The 15,162-nt window shown below is 71.0% G+C and carries 15 protein-coding genes and 1 pseudogene; 7 read left to right on the plus strand and 9 right to left on the minus strand.

The features are described from left to right. Positions 1-27: 27 nt before the first annotated feature. Together BST11_RS10965 and BST11_RS10970 are read right to left on the minus strand one after the other, a co-directional pair. On the minus strand, positions 28-666 hold the full coding sequence (locus tag BST11_RS10965; protein WP_083138009.1) for a PaaI family thioesterase: 639 nt from the start codon (positions 664-666) through the stop codon (positions 28-30). Next, positions 663-1,961 (minus strand): adenylosuccinate synthase, encoded by a 1,299-nt coding sequence (locus BST11_RS10970; protein ID WP_083138010.1) that lies wholly within the window; start codon positions 1,959-1,961, stop codon positions 663-665. Before BST11_RS10970 ends, BST11_RS10965 begins: the two co-directional genes overlap by 4 nt. A 90-nt stretch (positions 1,962-2,051) precedes the next feature. Here BST11_RS10970 and BST11_RS10975 point away from each other — a divergent pair, with 90 nt between their 5' ends. The 3 genes from BST11_RS10975 to BST11_RS10985 are packed head-to-tail and all read left to right on the plus strand — an operon-like array spanning position 2,052 to position 4,398. Then, entirely contained in the window at positions 2,052-2,672 is a 621-nt protein-coding gene (locus BST11_RS10975; RefSeq protein WP_083138011.1) for a peptidase M50, read from the plus strand. 9 nt (positions 2,673-2,681) lie between these two features. Next, on the plus strand, positions 2,682-3,464 hold the full coding sequence (locus BST11_RS10980) for a site-2 protease family protein (protein ID WP_083138012.1): 783 nt from the start codon (positions 2,682-2,684) through the stop codon (positions 3,462-3,464). Positions 3,465-3,504: 40 nt separating this feature from the next. Further along, complete coding sequence (locus tag BST11_RS10985) at positions 3,505-4,398, plus strand: cation diffusion facilitator family transporter (protein WP_083138013.1); 894 nt, start codon at positions 3,505-3,507, stop codon at positions 4,396-4,398. Here BST11_RS10985 and BST11_RS10990 read toward each other — a convergent pair. Beyond that, positions 4,395-4,817, minus strand: coding sequence for a DUF3151 domain-containing protein (locus BST11_RS10990; RefSeq protein ID WP_083138014.1), 423 nt, complete (start codon positions 4,815-4,817; stop codon positions 4,395-4,397). The genes BST11_RS10985 and BST11_RS10990 overlap by 4 nt on opposite strands. A gap of 47 nt (positions 4,818-4,864) precedes the next feature. Between BST11_RS10990 and BST11_RS10995 the strand changes: the two genes are divergently transcribed. Further along, positions 4,865-5,719 carry an Rv0361 family membrane protein gene (locus BST11_RS10995; RefSeq protein ID WP_083138015.1) on the plus strand — a complete coding sequence of 285 codons (855 nt, stop codon included), beginning with the start codon at positions 4,865-4,867 and terminating at the stop codon, positions 5,717-5,719. 82 nt (positions 5,720-5,801) lie between these two features. Here the strand turns inward: BST11_RS10995 and fbaA are convergent, their stop codons facing one another. Beyond that, positions 5,802-6,851 carry a class II fructose-bisphosphate aldolase gene (gene fbaA / locus BST11_RS11000; RefSeq protein WP_083138016.1) on the minus strand — a complete coding sequence of 350 codons (1,050 nt, stop codon included), beginning with the start codon at positions 6,849-6,851 and terminating at the stop codon, positions 5,802-5,804. Positions 6,852-6,920: 69 nt separating this feature from the next. Here fbaA and BST11_RS11005 point away from each other — a divergent pair, with 69 nt between their 5' ends. Beyond that, the gene (locus BST11_RS11005; protein WP_083138037.1) at positions 6,921-7,604 is read left to right on the plus strand and encodes a DedA family protein; all 684 of its coding nucleotides are present in this window, start codon (positions 6,921-6,923) and stop codon (positions 7,602-7,604) included. Positions 7,605-7,638: 34 nt separating this feature from the next. Here BST11_RS11005 and BST11_RS28940 read toward each other — a convergent pair whose 3' ends face one another. Both BST11_RS28940 and BST11_RS11015 read right to left on the minus strand, forming a co-directional pair. Then, positions 7,639-9,000 (minus strand): 3-oxoacid CoA-transferase, encoded by a 1,362-nt coding sequence (locus BST11_RS28940; protein WP_083138017.1) that lies wholly within the window; start codon positions 8,998-9,000, stop codon positions 7,639-7,641. Further along, positions 8,997-10,145 carry a glycoside hydrolase family 76 protein gene (locus BST11_RS11015; RefSeq protein ID WP_083138018.1) on the minus strand — a complete coding sequence of 383 codons (1,149 nt, stop codon included), beginning with the start codon at positions 10,143-10,145 and terminating at the stop codon, positions 8,997-8,999. The genes BST11_RS28940 and BST11_RS11015 overlap by 4 nt, the downstream gene beginning before the upstream one ends. A gap of 28 nt (positions 10,146-10,173) precedes the next feature. On the opposite strand from BST11_RS11015, the gene BST11_RS11020 reads away from it, so the two are divergent. Further along, positions 10,174-11,580 carry an ethanolamine ammonia-lyase subunit EutB gene (locus tag BST11_RS11020; RefSeq protein WP_083138019.1) on the plus strand — a complete coding sequence of 469 codons (1,407 nt, stop codon included), beginning with the start codon at positions 10,174-10,176 and terminating at the stop codon, positions 11,578-11,580. Beyond that, positions 11,580-12,338 (plus strand): annotated as a pseudogene (gene eutC / locus BST11_RS11025) (ethanolamine ammonia-lyase subunit EutC); the annotation flags it as partial. The gene BST11_RS11020 and the pseudogene eutC, both read left to right, overlap by 1 nt. Here eutC and BST11_RS11030 read toward each other — a convergent pair. The 3 genes from BST11_RS11030 to BST11_RS11040 are packed head-to-tail and all read right to left on the minus strand — an operon-like array spanning position 12,307 to position 15,039. Beyond that, the gene (locus tag BST11_RS11030; protein ID WP_083138021.1) at positions 12,307-13,500 is read right to left on the minus strand and encodes a vWA domain-containing protein; all 1,194 of its coding nucleotides are present in this window, start codon (positions 13,498-13,500) and stop codon (positions 12,307-12,309) included. The pseudogene eutC and the gene BST11_RS11030 sit on opposite strands and share 32 nt — an antisense overlap. A gap of 6 nt (positions 13,501-13,506) precedes the next feature. Next, the gene (locus BST11_RS11035) at positions 13,507-14,148 is read right to left on the minus strand and encodes an SRPBCC family protein (protein WP_083138022.1); all 642 of its coding nucleotides are present in this window, start codon (positions 14,146-14,148) and stop codon (positions 13,507-13,509) included. A 12-nt stretch (positions 14,149-14,160) separates the two neighbouring features. Next, the gene (locus tag BST11_RS11040) at positions 14,161-15,039 is read right to left on the minus strand and encodes an AAA family ATPase (RefSeq protein WP_083138023.1); all 879 of its coding nucleotides are present in this window, start codon (positions 15,037-15,039) and stop codon (positions 14,161-14,163) included. Positions 15,040-15,162: the final 123 nt, after the last annotated feature.

A 15,162-nucleotide genomic window follows, 5' to 3' on the forward strand; every position in this document is an offset into this window, starting at 1 on the left:
GGTCGGTCGCCGGGGATGAGGCCCGCGCTACGGCTGGCCGGGCAGCAGCCGCACCATCAGGCCGTTGCCCTCGGCCAACACGTTCTCGTCCTCGTCGACCAATTCCGCGGACACGAACGCCTTGCGGCCCTCGGCGCGGGTGAGGCGGCCGCGGACCAGCAGCGGCGCGTCGATCGGCGTGACCTTGCGGTAGTCGACGTGCAGGAAGGCCGTGCGGCTGATCGGCCGGCCCGCGGCGTGGGAGATCATCCCGAACATGTGGTCGAACAGCAGCGGCAGCACGCCGCCGTGCACGGCGTGGTTGCCCCCGACGTGAAACCGGCTGAAATGTCCCGTCATTTCCACGCCGTCGGGGCTGTAGCGCGTCAGCGTCCAGGGCGGCAGCAGCAGGCTGCCCATGCCGGGCAGGTCGGGTGTCCGCCCGGCCGGTGCCTTGCCCTCGTCGGCCCGGAACGGGCCGAGGATCTCCACCAGGGCGGCGGCGCGGTCGGCCGCGTCGTCCCAGACGTCGTCACCGGGGTCGGCGGACACCGCGAGGTCCTGCAGCCGGCGCATCGCCGCGACGAACCGGCCGAACCCCGGGCCGGGGCTGGCCGGGCCGTATTCGGGAAAGCCGCCGTGATGCTCGTATTCGGGGTCGAGTTGTGTGGGATCGAAATCCGTCACGGGCGGGCCGCCAGGACGTCGCGGCGCACGATCGTCTCGTCGCGTCCGGGGCCCACGCCGATGCACGAAACATGGGCTCCGGCAAGCTCTTCCACCCGCAACACGTAGTCGCGCGCCTTGGCGGGCAGGTCGTCGAACTCCCGCGCGTCCGAGATGTCCTCCCACCAGCCGGGCAGCTCCTCGTAGATCGGTTCGGCGCGGGCGAGGTCGCTCTGCGTCATCGGCATGTCGTGGGTGCGCTTGCCGTCCACCGTGTAGCCGACGCACACCGGCACCGTCTCCAGGGACGACAGCACGTCGAGCTTGGTCAGGAAGAAGTCGGTGATCCCGTTGACCCGGGTGGCGTAGCGGGCGACGACGGCGTCGAACCAGCCGCAGCGGCGGCGCCGCCCGGTGGTGACGCCGAACTCGCCGCCCGTCTTGGACAGGTACTCGCCGTGGTCGTCGAACAGCTCGGTGGGGAACGGGCCGGAGCCGACGCGGGTGGTGTAGGCCTTGAGGATGCCCAGCACCGCGGTGATGCGGGTCGGGCCGATCCCGGAGCCGACGGCCGCACCGCCCGCGGTCGGATTCGACGACGTCACATAGGGATAGGTGCCGTGGTCCACGTCGAGCAGCGTGCCCTGCGAGCCCTCCAGCAAGACCGTTTCGCCGGATTCCAGCGCGGAGTTGAGCAGCAGCCGCGTGTCGGCGATGCGGTGGCGGAACCCCTCGGCCTGCTCGAGCAGGGACTCGACCACCTGGTTGGGGTCCAGCGCCTTGCGGTTGTAGATCTTGACCAGGATCTGGTTCTTCAGTTCCAGCGCGGCCTCGACCTTGTGGGTCAGCTGGCCGGGGTCGAGCACGTCGGCCATCCGGATGCCCATCCGGGCGATCTTGTCCTGGTAGCACGGCCCGATGCCGCGCCCGGTGGTGCCGATCTTCTTGCTGCCCATGTAGCGCTCGGTCACCTTGTCGATGGCGACGTGGTAGGGCAACAGCAGGTGCGCGTCGGCGGAGATGAGCAACCGGGAGGTGTCGACACCGCGGTCCTCGAGGCCCTGCAGCTCGTCGAGCAGCACGCCGGGATCGATCACCACGCCGTTGCCGATGACGTTGGTGACGCCGGGCGTCAGCACCCCCGACGGGATCAGGTGCAGGGCGAAGTTCTCACCGCCGGGGAGCACGACGGTGTGGCCGGCGTTGTTGCCGCCCTGGTAACGGACCACCCATTGGACGCGGCCCCCGAGCAGGTCGGTGGCCTTACCTTTGCCCTCGTCGCCCCATTGGGCGCCGATGAGGACGATTGCCGGCATGACTTGCTCCCGCCTAATCCCACCTGAGTGAGCCTGCTTATTGTGGTCCAGCCGGTGACCAACCCTATCTCAGGAGGTTGCAGCGAACGCATGGAAACCGCGGCGGTGCTGCTGTTCGGCGATCGTCGTGCTCCCGGCCCGCTGGCCGACTTGCCGGTGCTCGACGTGGACGCCGCCATCGGCGCGTACCGCCGCCTCGTGGTCGTCGGCGCCGACACCGACCTGGCCGCGGTGCTGAGCCGGCTGCTGCGGGCCGACCGGCTCGACGTCGAGGTGGCGTATGTGCCGCCGCGCCGCACCCGGGCCACCCGCGTGTACCGCGTCCCTTCCGGGCGACGCGCGGCGCGGCGCGCGGTGCGCGGGTCGGCCCGGCGGGTGCCCCTGATCCGCGACGAGACCGGAGCGGTGATCGTGGGCCGGGCCGGCTGGCTGCCGCCGGAGGACGGTGGGCGGCCGCTGCACGGCGAGGCCGTCGTCGACGACACCACGCTGTTCGACGGGGACGTCGCCGGCGCGTGGATCGAGCCCACGCCGGCCGCGCCGGGCCTGCGGGCCCGGGTTCGCGGCCGGTGGCGCCGCTGGGTCGCCGGCCGCGCGGCCCAGCTCGGCAGCACCGGCGTCACCGTCGTGCGCGACGGGGTCGCGGCGCCGCGCACCGCGCGCCGGTCGACGTTCTACCGCCACGTCGAGGGATGGCTGCTGGTCCGGTAGCTTCGACCGGTGAGCTTCCCCGCCCGCCAACACGAATCGGTGCGGCCCAGCCCGATCTTCCTGGGCCTGGTCGCGCTGACGGCCGCCGGCGGCGTGCTGGCCTGGCTGGCCGGGTCGAGCGTGCGGCCGCTGTCCTACGCCGGCGTGTTCGTCTTCGTGATCGCCGGCTGGCTGGTCTCCCTGTGCCTGCACGAGTTCGGGCACGCGGTGACCGCCTGGCGCTTCGGCGACCACGACGTGGCCGTCCGCGGCTATTTGACCCTCGACCCGAGGCGCTACAGCCACCCCGGGCTGTCGCTGCTGTTGCCGATGGTGGTCATCGCGCTGGGCGGGATCGGCCTGCCGGGCGCCGCGGTGTACGTGCGGACCTGGTTCATGACCCCCGCCCGCCGCACCCTGGTCAGCCTGGCGGGCCCGGCGGCCAACCTGGTGCTGGCCGTGCTGCTGCTGGCGGTGGCGCGGCTGCTGTACGACCCCGCCCACGCGGTGCTGTGGGCGGGCGTGGCGTTTCTCGGGTTCCTGCAGGTCACTGCGATGTTGCTGAACCTGCTGCCGATCCCCGGCCTGGACGGCTACGACGCGCTGGAGGCGCACCTGAGCCCGGAGACGCAGCGCGCCGTGGCACCGGCCAAGCAGTGGGGCTTCATCGCCGTGCTGGTGCTGCTCCTGGCGCCGACCCCGAACCGCTGGTTCTTCGGGCTGGTGCTCTGGTTGTTCGACCTCTCCGGGGTGTCGCACGGGCTGGTGGGCGCGGGCGATTCGCTGACCCGGTTCTGGAGCGCCTGGTTCTGACGGTTGCAATATATGCGTTATTACGCATATATTGCTGGCTATGGGCGCCGGCCACAACCACACCCCCGCCGGGACCGGCGAGTCGCGGATGATCCGGCGCATGGTCGTCGCCGCGGCGATCCTGGCGGCCTTCTTCGTCGTCGAGCTGGCCACCTCGCTGCTGATCAACTCGATCGCGCTGCTGGCCGACGCCGGGCACATGCTGACCGACGTGGTCGCCGTGTTCATGGGCCTGGCCGCGGTGACGCTGGCCCGCCGCGGCAGCGCGTCGCCGTCGCGCACCTACGGCTGGCACCGGGCGGAGGTGTTCACCGCGGTGGCCAACGCCGGGCTGCTGATAGGGGTGGCGCTGTTCATCCTGTGGGAGGCGATCCAGCGGCTGCGGGAAACGCCGTCGGTGCCCGGCGTGCCGATGATCGTGGTCGCGCTGGCCGGCCTGCTGGCCAACCTGGTCGTCGCCCTGATGCTGCGGTCGCACTCGGCGGCCAGCCTGGCGGTCAGGGGCGCCTACATGGAGGTCGTCGCCGACAGCGTCGGCAGCCTGGGCGTGCTGATCGCCGGGGTGGTCACCGTCACGACGCGCTGGCCCTACGCCGACGTCGTGGTCGCCGTGCTGGTCGCGCTGTGGGTGCTGCCGCGGGCCATCGCCCTGGCCCGCGACGCGCTGCGCATCCTGTCCGAGTCGTCGCCGGCGCACATCGACGTCGACGAGCTGCGCAGCGCGCTCGGCGCCGTCGACGGCGTGACGGAGGTCCACGACCTGCACGTGTGGACGCTGTCGCCGGGCAAGGACATGTGCACCGCGCACCTGACCAGCGACGGCGACTCCGCGCGGGTGCTGGCCGACGCGCGGGCGGTGCTGTCGGAGCGGGGGCTCGAGCACGCCACGGTGCAGATCGAGTGCCCGGGGCGGGACTGCTCGGAGGGCTTCTAGCCGCTTGCGAGGCCAAGCGCCGCGCGGGCGGCGGGGTCGCAATCGTCGAGCAGGTCCAGGCAGCGCAGGTGTTCCTCGGTCTCGCCGATGGCGTCGGCCGCCCTGGCCAGCGCCGCCACGCAGCGCAAAAAGCCCCGGTTGGGCTGGTGCGCATAGGGGACCGGGCCGAAGCCCTTCCAGCCGTGTCGGCGCAGTTGGTCGAGCCCGCGGTGGTAGCCGGTGCGCGCGTACGCGTAGGCCGTGACGGCCTCCCCGTTGGCGAGCGCCGCCTCGGCCAGCGTCGCCCACGCCACCGAGGCCGACGGGTGCGCGGCGGCGACCGCGCTCGAATTCTCGTTGGCGAGCAGTCGCGCCTCGGCGTCGCTGTCGCCGGTCAGCAGGATCGGGTCGGGTCCGAGGAGATCTCCCATCGACGTCATGGCGTCTATTTTGCAGTTCCCCGGGCGCGGGTAGTTAAGCTCCTTTCATGCCCAATCCAGCCGAACCCGACCGTGGGGGCGCGCCGAGGCGGCCGGGCGACGAGCGGGCCCCCCGGGCCGGCTTCGAGACCAGGGAAGGCGAGGAGGCCGCGGCCCAGCCGATGGTTCCCGACGACGCCGAGACCGAGACCGTGGTGATCAACAAACCCGACGCGGGCAACGACGCCGAGCCCAACGCGGACGGCCAGCAGCGCGAGCGTCGTTTCACCGCACCCGGGTTCGACGCCAAGGAGACCACCGTCATCGCCACGTCCGCCGAACCCGCGACGGAGGCCTTCCCGTCGCCCCCCGGGGGCGTGCCCGCCGCGGGCCCGTCGGCGCAGCCCGGTGGAACCGCCAAAGCCGCTGTGCCGCAGTCCATTCCGCCCCGACTGGGGGCGAAGCTGCGGACCACCCGGCAGGTCAACTGGGGCTGGGTGCTGGCGCTGGTGGTGCTCGTGCTGGCGCTGGCGGCGATCGCGATCCTGGGCACCGTGTTGCTGACGCGCGGCAAGCACTCGAAGGTCTCCGAGGAAGACCGCGTTCGGCACACCATCCAGCAGTACGACGCCGCGGTGCAACGGGGCGACCTGACCGCGCTGCGCACCATCACGTGCGGGAACTCCCGCGACGGATACGTGGACTACGACGAGCACGCGTGGCAGGAGACCTATCAGCGGGTCTCGGCGGCCAAGCAGTATCCGGTGATCGCCAGCATCGACCAGGTCGTCGTCAACGGCCAACACGCCGAGGCGAACATCACCACGTTCATGGCGTACGACCCGTCGACGCGTTCCACGCGCAGCCTCGACCTGCAATTCCGCGACGACCAGTGGAAGATCTGCCAGTCCCCCAGCGGTTAGGGGTTTTGCCCCGCCGGTCCCGCCGCAACGTAAGCCGCGGCGACGCGGGACGGCGTGTCGTGTGCGTGGGTTATGTGTCGGGCTAACGGAGCCCGAGCGACTTGCCGGCGCAATGCAGGTCGTCGCAGGCCTCCACGACCCGCGCGGCCATCGAGGCTTCGGCCAGCTTGAGGTAGCTGCGCGGGTCGTAGGCCTTCTTGACGCCCACCTCGCCATCGACCTTGAGCACGCCGTCGTAGTTGGTGAACATGTGGCCGGCGACCGGGCGGGTGAACGCGTACTGGGTGTCGGTGTCCACGTTCATCTTCACCACGCCGTAGCGCAGCGCCTCTTCGATCTCCGACTTCTGTGAGCCCGAGCCGCCGTGGAAGACGAAGTCGAACGGCTTGGCCAGGCCACCGGGGGGGTCGGCCAATCCGAGCTTGGCCGCGGCCACCCGCTGCCCCTGGGCGAGGATGTCGGGGCGCAGCTTGACGTTGCCCGGCTTGTACACGCCGTGCACGTTGCCGAACGTCGCGGCCAGCAGGTACTTCCCGTGCTCGCCGTGGCCCAGCGCGTCGATGGTCTTCTCGAAGTCCTCCGGGGTGGTGTACAGCTTGTCGTTGATCTCGTTGGCGACGCCGTCCTCCTCGCCGCCCACCACCCCGATCTCGATCTCCAGGATGATCTTCACGGCCGCGGCCCGCCCGAGCAGCTCGCGCGCGATTTTGAGGTTCTCGTCGATCGGCACCGCGGAGCCGTCCCACATGTGCGACCCGAACAGCGGGTCCTTGCCGGACGCGACCCGCTCGGCCGAGATCGCCAGCAGCGGGCGCACGTAGCTGTCCAGCTTGTCCTTCGGGCAGTGGTCGGTGTGCAGCGCGACGTTGATCGGGTATCGGGCGGCGATGCTGCGGGCGAACTCGGCCAGGGCGACGGCGCCGGCCACCATGTCCTTGACCCCGAGGCCGGAGGCGAATTCCGCACCGCCCGTGGAGAATTGGATGATGCCGTCGCTGCCGGCGTCGGCGAAACCTTTGATCGCGGCGTTGACCGTCTCCGACGAGGTGCAGTTGATCGCCGGGAAGGCGTAGCAGCCCTCCTTGGCGCGCCGCAGCATCTCGGTGTAGACCTCGGGTGTTGCGATGGGCATGACTCGAGTATCGCAACGAAAGCCGTGGTCGGCAGCAATCCGGCGGCCCCCGCCGGTATCTTGGGCGGGATGAGCACCGCCGTGACGGCCCTGCCGGCCATCCTCGACCCGATGTACTGGCTGGGCGCCGACGGCGTCTTCGGGTCCGCGGTGCTGCCCGGGATCCTGATCATCGTCTTCATCGAGACCGGGCTGCTGTTCCCGCTGCTGCCCGGCGAATCGCTGTTGTTCACCGGCGGGCTGCTGGCCGCCCACCCGAACCCGCCGGCGAGCATCTGGGTGCTGGCACCGGCCGTCGCGACGGTCGCGGTGCTCGGGGATCAGACCGGGTACTTCATCGGGCGGCGGATCGGGCCGGCGCTGTTCAAGAAGGAAGACTCCCGGTTCTTCAAGAAGCACTACGTGACGGAGTCGCACGCGTTCTTCGAGAAGTACGGGCCGTGGGCCATCATCCTGGCCCGGTTCGCGCCGTTCGTGCGCACGTTCGTCCCGGTGGTCGCCGGGGTGTCGTACATGCGTTACCCGGTGTTTCTCGGCTTCGACATCGTCGGTGGCGTCGCCTGGGGCGGCGGCGCGACGTTGGCGGGCTACTTCCTGGGCAACGTGCCGTTCGTCCACCACAACCTGGAAAAGATCATCCTGGCGATCCTGTTCGTGTCGCTGATACCGGCGTTCCTCGCGGCCTGGCGCGGGTATCAGAAGCGCCGCCGCGCCACCGACGACGACCAGGAGCGGATGCCCGTCCGCGACTGAGCGGACCGTACGGCTTGGCTTCAGCGCCGCGGCTTCACGCGACGACGAAATCGCAGCCGGTCTTCGCGCGGACGTCGTCGACCGTCACCCCCGGATGCAGTTCGGTGAGCACCAGCCCGCGCTCCGGGTCGACGTCGAAGACGCACAGGTCCGTTATGACCATGTCCACCACGCCTTTTCCGGTCACGGGCAGCGTGCACTGCTTGAGGATTTTCGGGCTGCCGTCCTTGGCGGTGTGGTCCATCACGACGATCACCCGCTTGACGCCCGACACCAGGTCCATCGCGCCGCCCGGGCCCTTGACCATCCTGCCCGGGACCATCCAATTGGCCAGGTCGCCGTTCTCGGCCACCTCGAGGCCGCCGAGGATGGACAGGTCGATGTGGCCGCCGCGAATCATCGCGAAGGAGTCGGCGCTGCTGAAGAAGCTGGACCCCCTGATCGTGGTGATGGTCTGCTTGCCGGCGTTGACGAGATCGGGATCGACCTCGTCGTCGAGCGGGTACGCCCCGATGCCGAGCAGCCCGTTCTCCGATTGCAGGGTCACGTTGATGTCGTCGGGGATGAAGTTGGCGACCAACGTCGGGATGCCGATCCCGAGGTTCACGTAGTAGCCGTCGCGCAGTTCCCGCGCGGCGCGCCTGGCCATGAGCTCGCGGATGGGGCTGTCCTTCTTGACCGCCGCGCCGCCGCGGGTGGTGCGGAATTCGATGCGCTTCTCGTAGCGGGGCCCCCGGATGATGCGGTCGACGTAGATGCCGGGGGTGTGGATGGCGTCGGGATCGAGCTCGCCGACCTCGACGAGCTCCTCCACCTCGGCCACCGTCACGTCGCCGCAGGTGGCCACCATCGGGTTGAAGTTGCGGGCCGTCTTCCGGTAGACGAGGTTGCCGGCCGTGTCGCCCTTCCACGCCTTGACGATCGCGACGTCGGCGCGGATGCCCTCCTCCAGCACGTATTCGGTGCCGTCGAAGACGCGCATGTCCTTGCCCTCGGCGAGCTGGGTGCCGAAGGCGGTGCGCGTGTAGAAGCCCGGGATGCCCGCGCCCCCGGCGCGCAGCTTCTCGGCGAGCGTGCCCTGCGGGGTGAGGACGAGGTCGAGCTCGCCGGCCAGCACCTGGCGCTCGAATTCCTTGTTCTCCCCGACATAGGAGGCGATGACCTTTTTGACCTGACGCCCCTTGAGCAACAGGCCCATGCCGAAATCGTCGACGCCGGCGTTGTTTCCGACGATCGTCAACTCCTTGATGCCGCTGTCCGCCAGCGCCTGGATCAGATTCTCGGGGATGCCGCACAACCCGAAGCCCCCGGCGGCGATGGTGATGCCGTCCTTCAGCAGGCCACGCAGAGCCGACTCGGCGTCGGGGTGGACTTTGCTGCTGGAGTGTTCGCTCATTGCTCACTGATCCTTCGGCCTGCCGTCACGGCGGTGACGTTACAGGCGGCTTCCATCAGCATCCAACCGGAAAGCTGAACCGACAGATCGCGCTCGGCGACCTCCGACGCCGTCACCGCGCCCTCGACGAACTGCGCCTCCCGGCCGCCGGCCGGCGGCAGTTCCGCGTCGCGGTCCCAGAACGCCCCGAACAGCGGCAGCCCGTCCACCGTTTGCCGGTAATCCCAGGCCGACCTCGCCGACGACAGCACGATGGTGCGGGCGGTGTCGCGGGCCACGGCGTCGTCGGCGGAATCGCCCGGCAGCGTGGTGGCGACCAGCGCGAGGTAGCGGGCGGTGATGCCGGCGAACAGGCCGCCGTCGCCGCCGCCGGAGCCCTTGAGCACGCCCGACGGGGCCATGTGCTCGCCGACCGCGGCCACCAGCCGATGCACCCGCCGCGCGTGCCGGGTCCTGGCCTCGGCGCCGGTGCGCGCGGCGAGCTCGGTTTCCAGGCCGAGCACGACCCCCTGGCAGTAGGTGTACTGCGCGCGGACGAGCGAACCCGCCTTGATCCCATCGAACACCAGGTGCGTCTCCGGGTCGATCAGCGTGCGGTCGATCCAGTCGCTCATCTGGTCGGCCCGCTGCAGGTGCTCCCCACCGGAGGGGTAGCGGGCGAGGAAGATTCCCGCCGGGCCGTTGGCCGGGGCGTTGAAGAACTGGTCCTGCTTGCGCCACGGGATGCCGCCGCCGTCCTGGGGCACCCAGGCGTTGACGAACTGGGCGGCGAGCTTGGGCAGCGCGCGGTGGCGCTCGACGCCGGCTATCCGCGCGGCACGCTCCAGCGCCAGCGCGAGCCACGCCATGTCGTCGTAATAGCTGTTGAGCCACGAGAAGTTGTTGCGCAGCCGGTGCGTGCGCACCTGACGGTTGATCATGGTGCGCCGCTCGGGCCGCGGGTCGCGCAGCTGCGCGTCGACCAGGCAGTCCAGCAGGTGCGCCTGCCACCAGTAGTGCCAGGTGGCGAACCGTCGGTCCCGGGATGTCGCCGGCCACGCCACCACCCCGAGCTGGGTTCCCGGCAGCGCCCAGAGCTTCTTCAGGTGTCGTTGCGCGACAGCCGCTTCGGAGCTGGCCGCGCGGTTTGCCCAGAGCTGATCCATACCTGCCGATCCTGCCTCATACTGAAATATGCGCTACCGGCAAACCATTTCGGGGACCTCCCACTCCTTCGACGGGCTGGTCGACGTGATGGCGAAGGCGACGCCGCTGCGTTCCGGTGACCAGCTCGCGGGTTGTGCCGCGGGCTCCGACGCGGAACGGGCCGCGGCCGCCTGGGTGCTGGCCGACATACCCCTGGCGACTTTCCTCAGCGAGGCGGTCGTGCCGTATGAGACCGACGAAGTCACCCGGCTGATCATCGACGGCCACGACGCCGAAGCGTTCGGCCCGGTCGCGGACCTGACCGTGGGTGGCTTCCGCGACTGGCTGCTGGACGCGGCGTCCCGCGACGACGCGACCGCGCGGATCGCCGCGATTTCCCCGGGGCTGACGCCGGAAATGGTTGCCGCGGTGTCGAAGATCATGCGCAACCAGGACCTGATCCTGGTGGCCGCCGCGGCGACGACGACCGCGGCCTTCCGGACCACGATCGGGCTGCCCGGCACGCTCGCCACCCGATTGCAACCCAACCACCCCACCGACGACCCGCGCGGGATCGCCGCTGCGATGCTCGACGGCCTGGTGCTGGGCTGCGGCGACGCGGTGATCGGGATCAACCCGGCGACCGACTCGCCGCACGCGGCGAGCGACCTGCTGGGCCTGCTCGACGACATTCGCCAGCGGTTCGCGATTCCCTTTCAGTCATGCGTGCTGTGCCACGTCACCACCACGATGGAACTGATCGACCGGGGCGCGCCGGTCGACCTGGTTTTCCAGTCGATCGGCGGCACCGAGGGCGCCAACGCCTCGTTCGGGACCTCGATCGCGATGTTGGCCGAAGCCAACGAGGCCGCCCGGTCGCTGCGCCGCGGCACCGTCGGCGACAACGTCATGTACCTCGAGACGGGTCAGGGCGCGGCCCTGTCGGCCGGGGCCCACCTCGGCGTGGGTGACCGGCCGGTCGATCAGCAGACGCTGGAGGCGCGCGCCTACGCGGTGGCCCGCGCGCTGCAGCCGTTGCTGGTTGACACCGTGGTCGGGTTCATCGGGCCGGAGTACCTCTACGACGGCAAGCAGATCATCCGCGCCGGGCTGGAGGACAACTTCTGCGGGAAACTGCTCGGCCTGCCGATGGGTGTCGACGTCTGCTACACCAACCACGCCGAAGCCGACCAGGACGACATGGACACGCTGCTGACCCTGCTGGGCGCGGCGGGCACCGCGTTCGTCATCACCGTTCCCGGTGCCGACGACATCATGCTCGGCTACCAGAGCCTGTCGTTTCACGATGCGCTGTACGTACGAAAAGCCTTGGGGCTGCGTCCCGCGCCGGAATTCGAGGCCTGGTTGGCCGGCCTGGGCATGGCCGACGCCGACGGCCGGATCCTGCCCGTCGACCTCGCGGCGTCTCCGCTGCGGGCGCTGGCCGCCGGCTGATGAGCGCTCGAAAGCCGCCGGCGGTCAACGACGTCTGGGCGCCGCTGCGGGCGACCACGCGGGCGCGCATCGGGCTCGGGCGGGCGGGGAACTCGCTGCCCACCCGGCGGGTGCTGGAGTTTCAGGCCGCGCACGCCGCGGCGCGCGACGCCGTGCACGACCCGCTCGACGTCGACGGCCTCGTGCGGCGGCTGCGCGACTTGAACATCGAGGGCATCGACGCGCCGCTGCGGGTGCGCAGCCGGGCGCGATCGCGGAGCGAGTACCTGCGCCGGCCCGACCTCGGCCGCAGCCCGGCCGACCTCTCGGGCCTGCCAAAGACGAAGGCGGACATCGGGTTCGTCCTCGCCGACGGCCTCTCGCCGCGCGCCCTGACCGACCACGCCGCGGGCATGGTCGACGCGCTGATCCGCGAATTCGACAACCGCTACCGGATCGCCCCGCCGGTCATCGCGACCCAGGCGCGGGTCGCGCTCGGGGACCACGTCGGTCACGCCCTCGGTGTCACAACGGTTCTCGTCCTCATCGGCGAGCGCCCGGGGCTGTCGGTCGCCGACAGTCTGGGCATCTACCTGACGCATCGCCCGGCGCCGGGCCTCACCGACGCGGACCGCAACTGCATCTCCAACATCCATCCGCCCGACGGCCTCGACTACCCGACGGCGGCGTCGGTCGCCGCGGCGCTGGTGGGCGGGGCCCGCGAAATCGGCCGCTCGGGTGTCGCCCTCAAAGACACAACGCGAGCAGCAATTGGCGCATCCCGGTCAGCGAGTGCGCCGGCAGAAACAGGTCGCAATAGGGCAGGGCCACGGCCATCGAGCCTGCCAGCGGCTCGAATTCCCGTTGTGCCGCACGGGGATTGAGCCACACCACGATCGCGGCGCGGCGGCGCAGCCTGGCCATCGCCCGGGCGAGCACGTCGGGCGGTTCGCTGTCCCAGCCGTCGGAGGCGATGATCACCACCGCGCCGCGCAGCGCGTTGCCGTGCGGCGGCGCCAACAACGCCCCAACGCTGCGGCCGATGAACGTGCCGCCGTAGCGGTCGGTGACCTTCGCGTTGGCTTTCTGCACCGCCACCTCCGCCGAGCGGTGCGACAGCACCGCGGTGAGCCGGGTCAGCGACGTCGAGAACGCGAAGACCTCGGGGCGCACGCCCCCCTGGCGCATCACCGCCCGCATCAGGTGCAGATAGATCGCGGCATAGGGCTGCATCGAGCGGCTCACGTCGCAGGCCAGCACGACCCGGCGGGGCCGGCGGCGGGGCCGCGTGCGCGCCAGGATCACCGATTCCCAGCCGGTCGCACGCGACGCGTCCATCGTGGCCCGCAAGTCGATGCGCTTGCCGGCCGCGCTGAGCTCGGAGCGCATGCTGCGCCGGCGCGGCCAGCGCGCGACGGTGGCCTCCAGCCAGGCCCCGAGCAGGCGAAGGTCTTGCGCGTCGAAGCGGTCGAAGGGTTCGTCGGCGCGCGCGGCCAGGCGGCTGGGCAGCGGATCCGGCAACAGGGCGCCCACATCCGCGGCGCCGGCCGGGTCGGCGCTGGCGCGGGTGGCCCAGGGCAGGCGTGGGGAGCCGGCATTCGGCGGGCCCCCCGCGCGCCGCAGCGCGCCGGCCGCGGGCGTCTTGGGGCCCGGCAGGGGCAGGACCGGCGCGGGGCCCGCCCCGTCGTCGGGCGTCACGGCGCCGAACACCGCCGCGAAGACGGCGTCGAAGGCGGCGAGGTCCTCCATCCGGTTGACCAGGGTCAGCCGGGCGGCCCAATACAGCGCCGACGTGGTGTCGGGCACCAGCTGCCGCAGCGCCCGCACGAAGCCGGCCTGGCCGTTGGCGGACACCAGCACCCCCGCGCCGCGCAGCCGGGCCACCATCGCGGCGGCGAACGCCGCCAGGTCGACGCCCGGTAACAGCAGCGGGGTGCTCACGAGCCGCTAGCGCCGCCGGCGCAGCAGCCAGATCAGCACCAGGACGGCGAGCAGCGCCGCCGCGGCGGCGCCGTACTTCTTGAGCTGGTCGCCGCCGGCGAGGTCGAGCAGGTCGATGGGCTCCGGCTCGGGGGCCGCGTGGCGCGGTCCGGGGGCAGAGTCGGCCGCCGCCGGGCCCTCGGGGCTCGCCGGCGTCGGTGCGTTCTTCGCCGCCAGCTCCGCCTCCAGCGATTCCACGAACTGGCCCAGCAGCTTCTCCGAAACCTGTTGCAGCATGCCGCTGCCGAACTGGGCCAGCTTGCCGACGATCTTCAGGTCGGTGTCGACGGTGACGCTGGTGCGGTCCCCGTCCGCCTGCAATTGGGCGGTGACCGTGGCGGCCGCGTTGCCGGTCCCGCGCGCTTCCTTGCCCTTGCCGTCGATGACCGCGCGGTACTGGTCGCGGTCCAGCTCGACGAAGTGCACCTTGCCGCTGAACTCGCTGGTCACCGGGCCGACCTTGACCTTGACCTTGCCCAGGTAGTCGTCGCCCTCGTGGCCGGTCAGCTGGGCCCCGGGCATCAGCGGGATCACCTGTTCCAGGTCGCACAGCACGTCCCAGGCCTGATCGATGGGCGCGCTGACGGTGAACTGGTTGGCGATCTTCATGCGGTGGTCCTCTCAGGTGCGGCTGTATTCGGTGTACGCGTCGCGAATCAGAGTACGGTCGTCGGGTGTCTTGGCCAGCGCCCCCAGGCTGGTCACGGCATTTTGGTCGACGAGGTCGGCGACGCCCAGCGATACCAGCGCGGCGACCCAGTCGATGGTCTCGGCGACCCCGGGCGGCTTGTCCAGGTCGAGATCGCGCGCGCGGCCGACGAACTGGGTGGCGTGCTCGATCAGCGGCGCCGTCGCCCCGGGCACCGTCCGGCGGACGATCGCGGCGGCCCGGGCCGGCTCGGGGTAGTCGATCCAGTGGTACAGGCAGCGGCGGCGCAGCGCGTCGTGCAGGTCGCGGCTGCGGTTGGAGGTCAGCACCGCGATCGGCGGCCGCTCGGCGACGAAGGTGCCCAGCTCGGGCACGGTGACCGCGGACTCGCCGAGGAACTCGAGCAGCAGGGCCTCGAATTCGTCGTCGGCGCGGTCGATTTCGTCGATGAGCAGCACGGGCGGGGCGGGACCGCGGTGGCGCACGCAGCGCAGGATGGGCCGGTCGACCAGGTAGGCCTCGGTGTACAGGTCCGCCTCGTCAATCGCGGCCCCTCGGGCCTCGGCCAGCCGGATCGACAGCAGCTGGCGTTGGTAGTTCCAGTCGTACAGCGCCTCGTTGGCGGTCAATCCCTCGTAACACTGCAGCCGTACCAGCTCGGTATCCAGCACCGCGGCAAGGGTTTTCGCCGCCGTCGTCTTGCCGACCCCGGGTTCCCCCTCGAGCAGCAGCGGTCGGCCGAGCGTAACGGCCAGATAGATCGCGGACGCGGTTCCGGTGTCGAGCAGGTAGTCGCGCGCGTCGAACCGGGCGATGACGTCATCGACGTCGCCGAACACCGCCGGCGTCATGCGCCGGCTTTCCCCGCGAACGCCGTGCGGCACCCCGCGCCGCAGAACCAGTAGTCCACGCCGGCCCGCCGCAGGTGCTCGGTGTCGGGCCCGATGGTCACCGTCATGCCGCACACCGGGTCG

The sequence above is a fragment of the Mycobacterium alsense genome (assembly GCF_002086635.1).
Taxonomy (GTDB): Bacteria; Actinomycetota; Actinomycetes; order Mycobacteriales; family Mycobacteriaceae; genus Mycobacterium; species Mycobacterium alsense.

What these genes read in the sequence shown, in the direction of transcription:
- BST11_RS28940 (WP_083138017.1), bottom strand. Translation starts at nt 9,000, where the DNA reads ATGAGCGAACACTCCAGCAGCAAAGTCCACCCCGACGCCGAGTCGGCT.
- BST11_RS10970 (WP_083138010.1), bottom strand. Translation starts at nt 1,961, where the DNA reads ATGCCGGCAATCGTCCTCATCGGCGCCCAATGGGGCGACGAGGGCAAA.
- BST11_RS11035 (WP_083138022.1), bottom strand. Translation starts at nt 14,148, where the DNA reads ATGAAGATCGCCAACCAGTTCACCGTCAGCGCGCCCATCGATCAGGCC.
- BST11_RS10975 (WP_083138011.1), top strand. Translation starts at nt 2,052, where the DNA reads ATGGAAACCGCGGCGGTGCTGCTGTTCGGCGATCGTCGTGCTCCCGGC.
- BST11_RS11005 (WP_083138037.1), top strand. Translation starts at nt 6,921, where the DNA reads ATGAGCACCGCCGTGACGGCCCTGCCGGCCATCCTCGACCCGATGTAC.
- BST11_RS10985 (WP_083138013.1), top strand. Translation starts at nt 3,505, where the DNA reads ATGGGCGCCGGCCACAACCACACCCCCGCCGGGACCGGCGAGTCGCGG.
- BST11_RS10990 (WP_083138014.1), bottom strand. Translation starts at nt 4,817, where the DNA reads ATGACGTCGATGGGAGATCTCCTCGGACCCGACCCGATCCTGCTGACC.
- BST11_RS11040 (WP_083138023.1), bottom strand. Translation starts at nt 15,039, where the DNA reads ATGACGCCGGCGGTGTTCGGCGACGTCGATGACGTCATCGCCCGGTTC.
- BST11_RS11015 (WP_083138018.1), bottom strand. Translation starts at nt 10,145, where the DNA reads ATGGATCAGCTCTGGGCAAACCGCGCGGCCAGCTCCGAAGCGGCTGTC.
- BST11_RS11020 (WP_083138019.1), top strand. Translation starts at nt 10,174, where the DNA reads ATGCGCTACCGGCAAACCATTTCGGGGACCTCCCACTCCTTCGACGGG.
- fbaA (WP_083138016.1), bottom strand. Translation starts at nt 6,851, where the DNA reads ATGCCCATCGCAACACCCGAGGTCTACACCGAGATGCTGCGGCGCGCC.
- BST11_RS10995 (WP_083138015.1), top strand. Translation starts at nt 4,865, where the DNA reads ATGCCCAATCCAGCCGAACCCGACCGTGGGGGCGCGCCGAGGCGGCCG.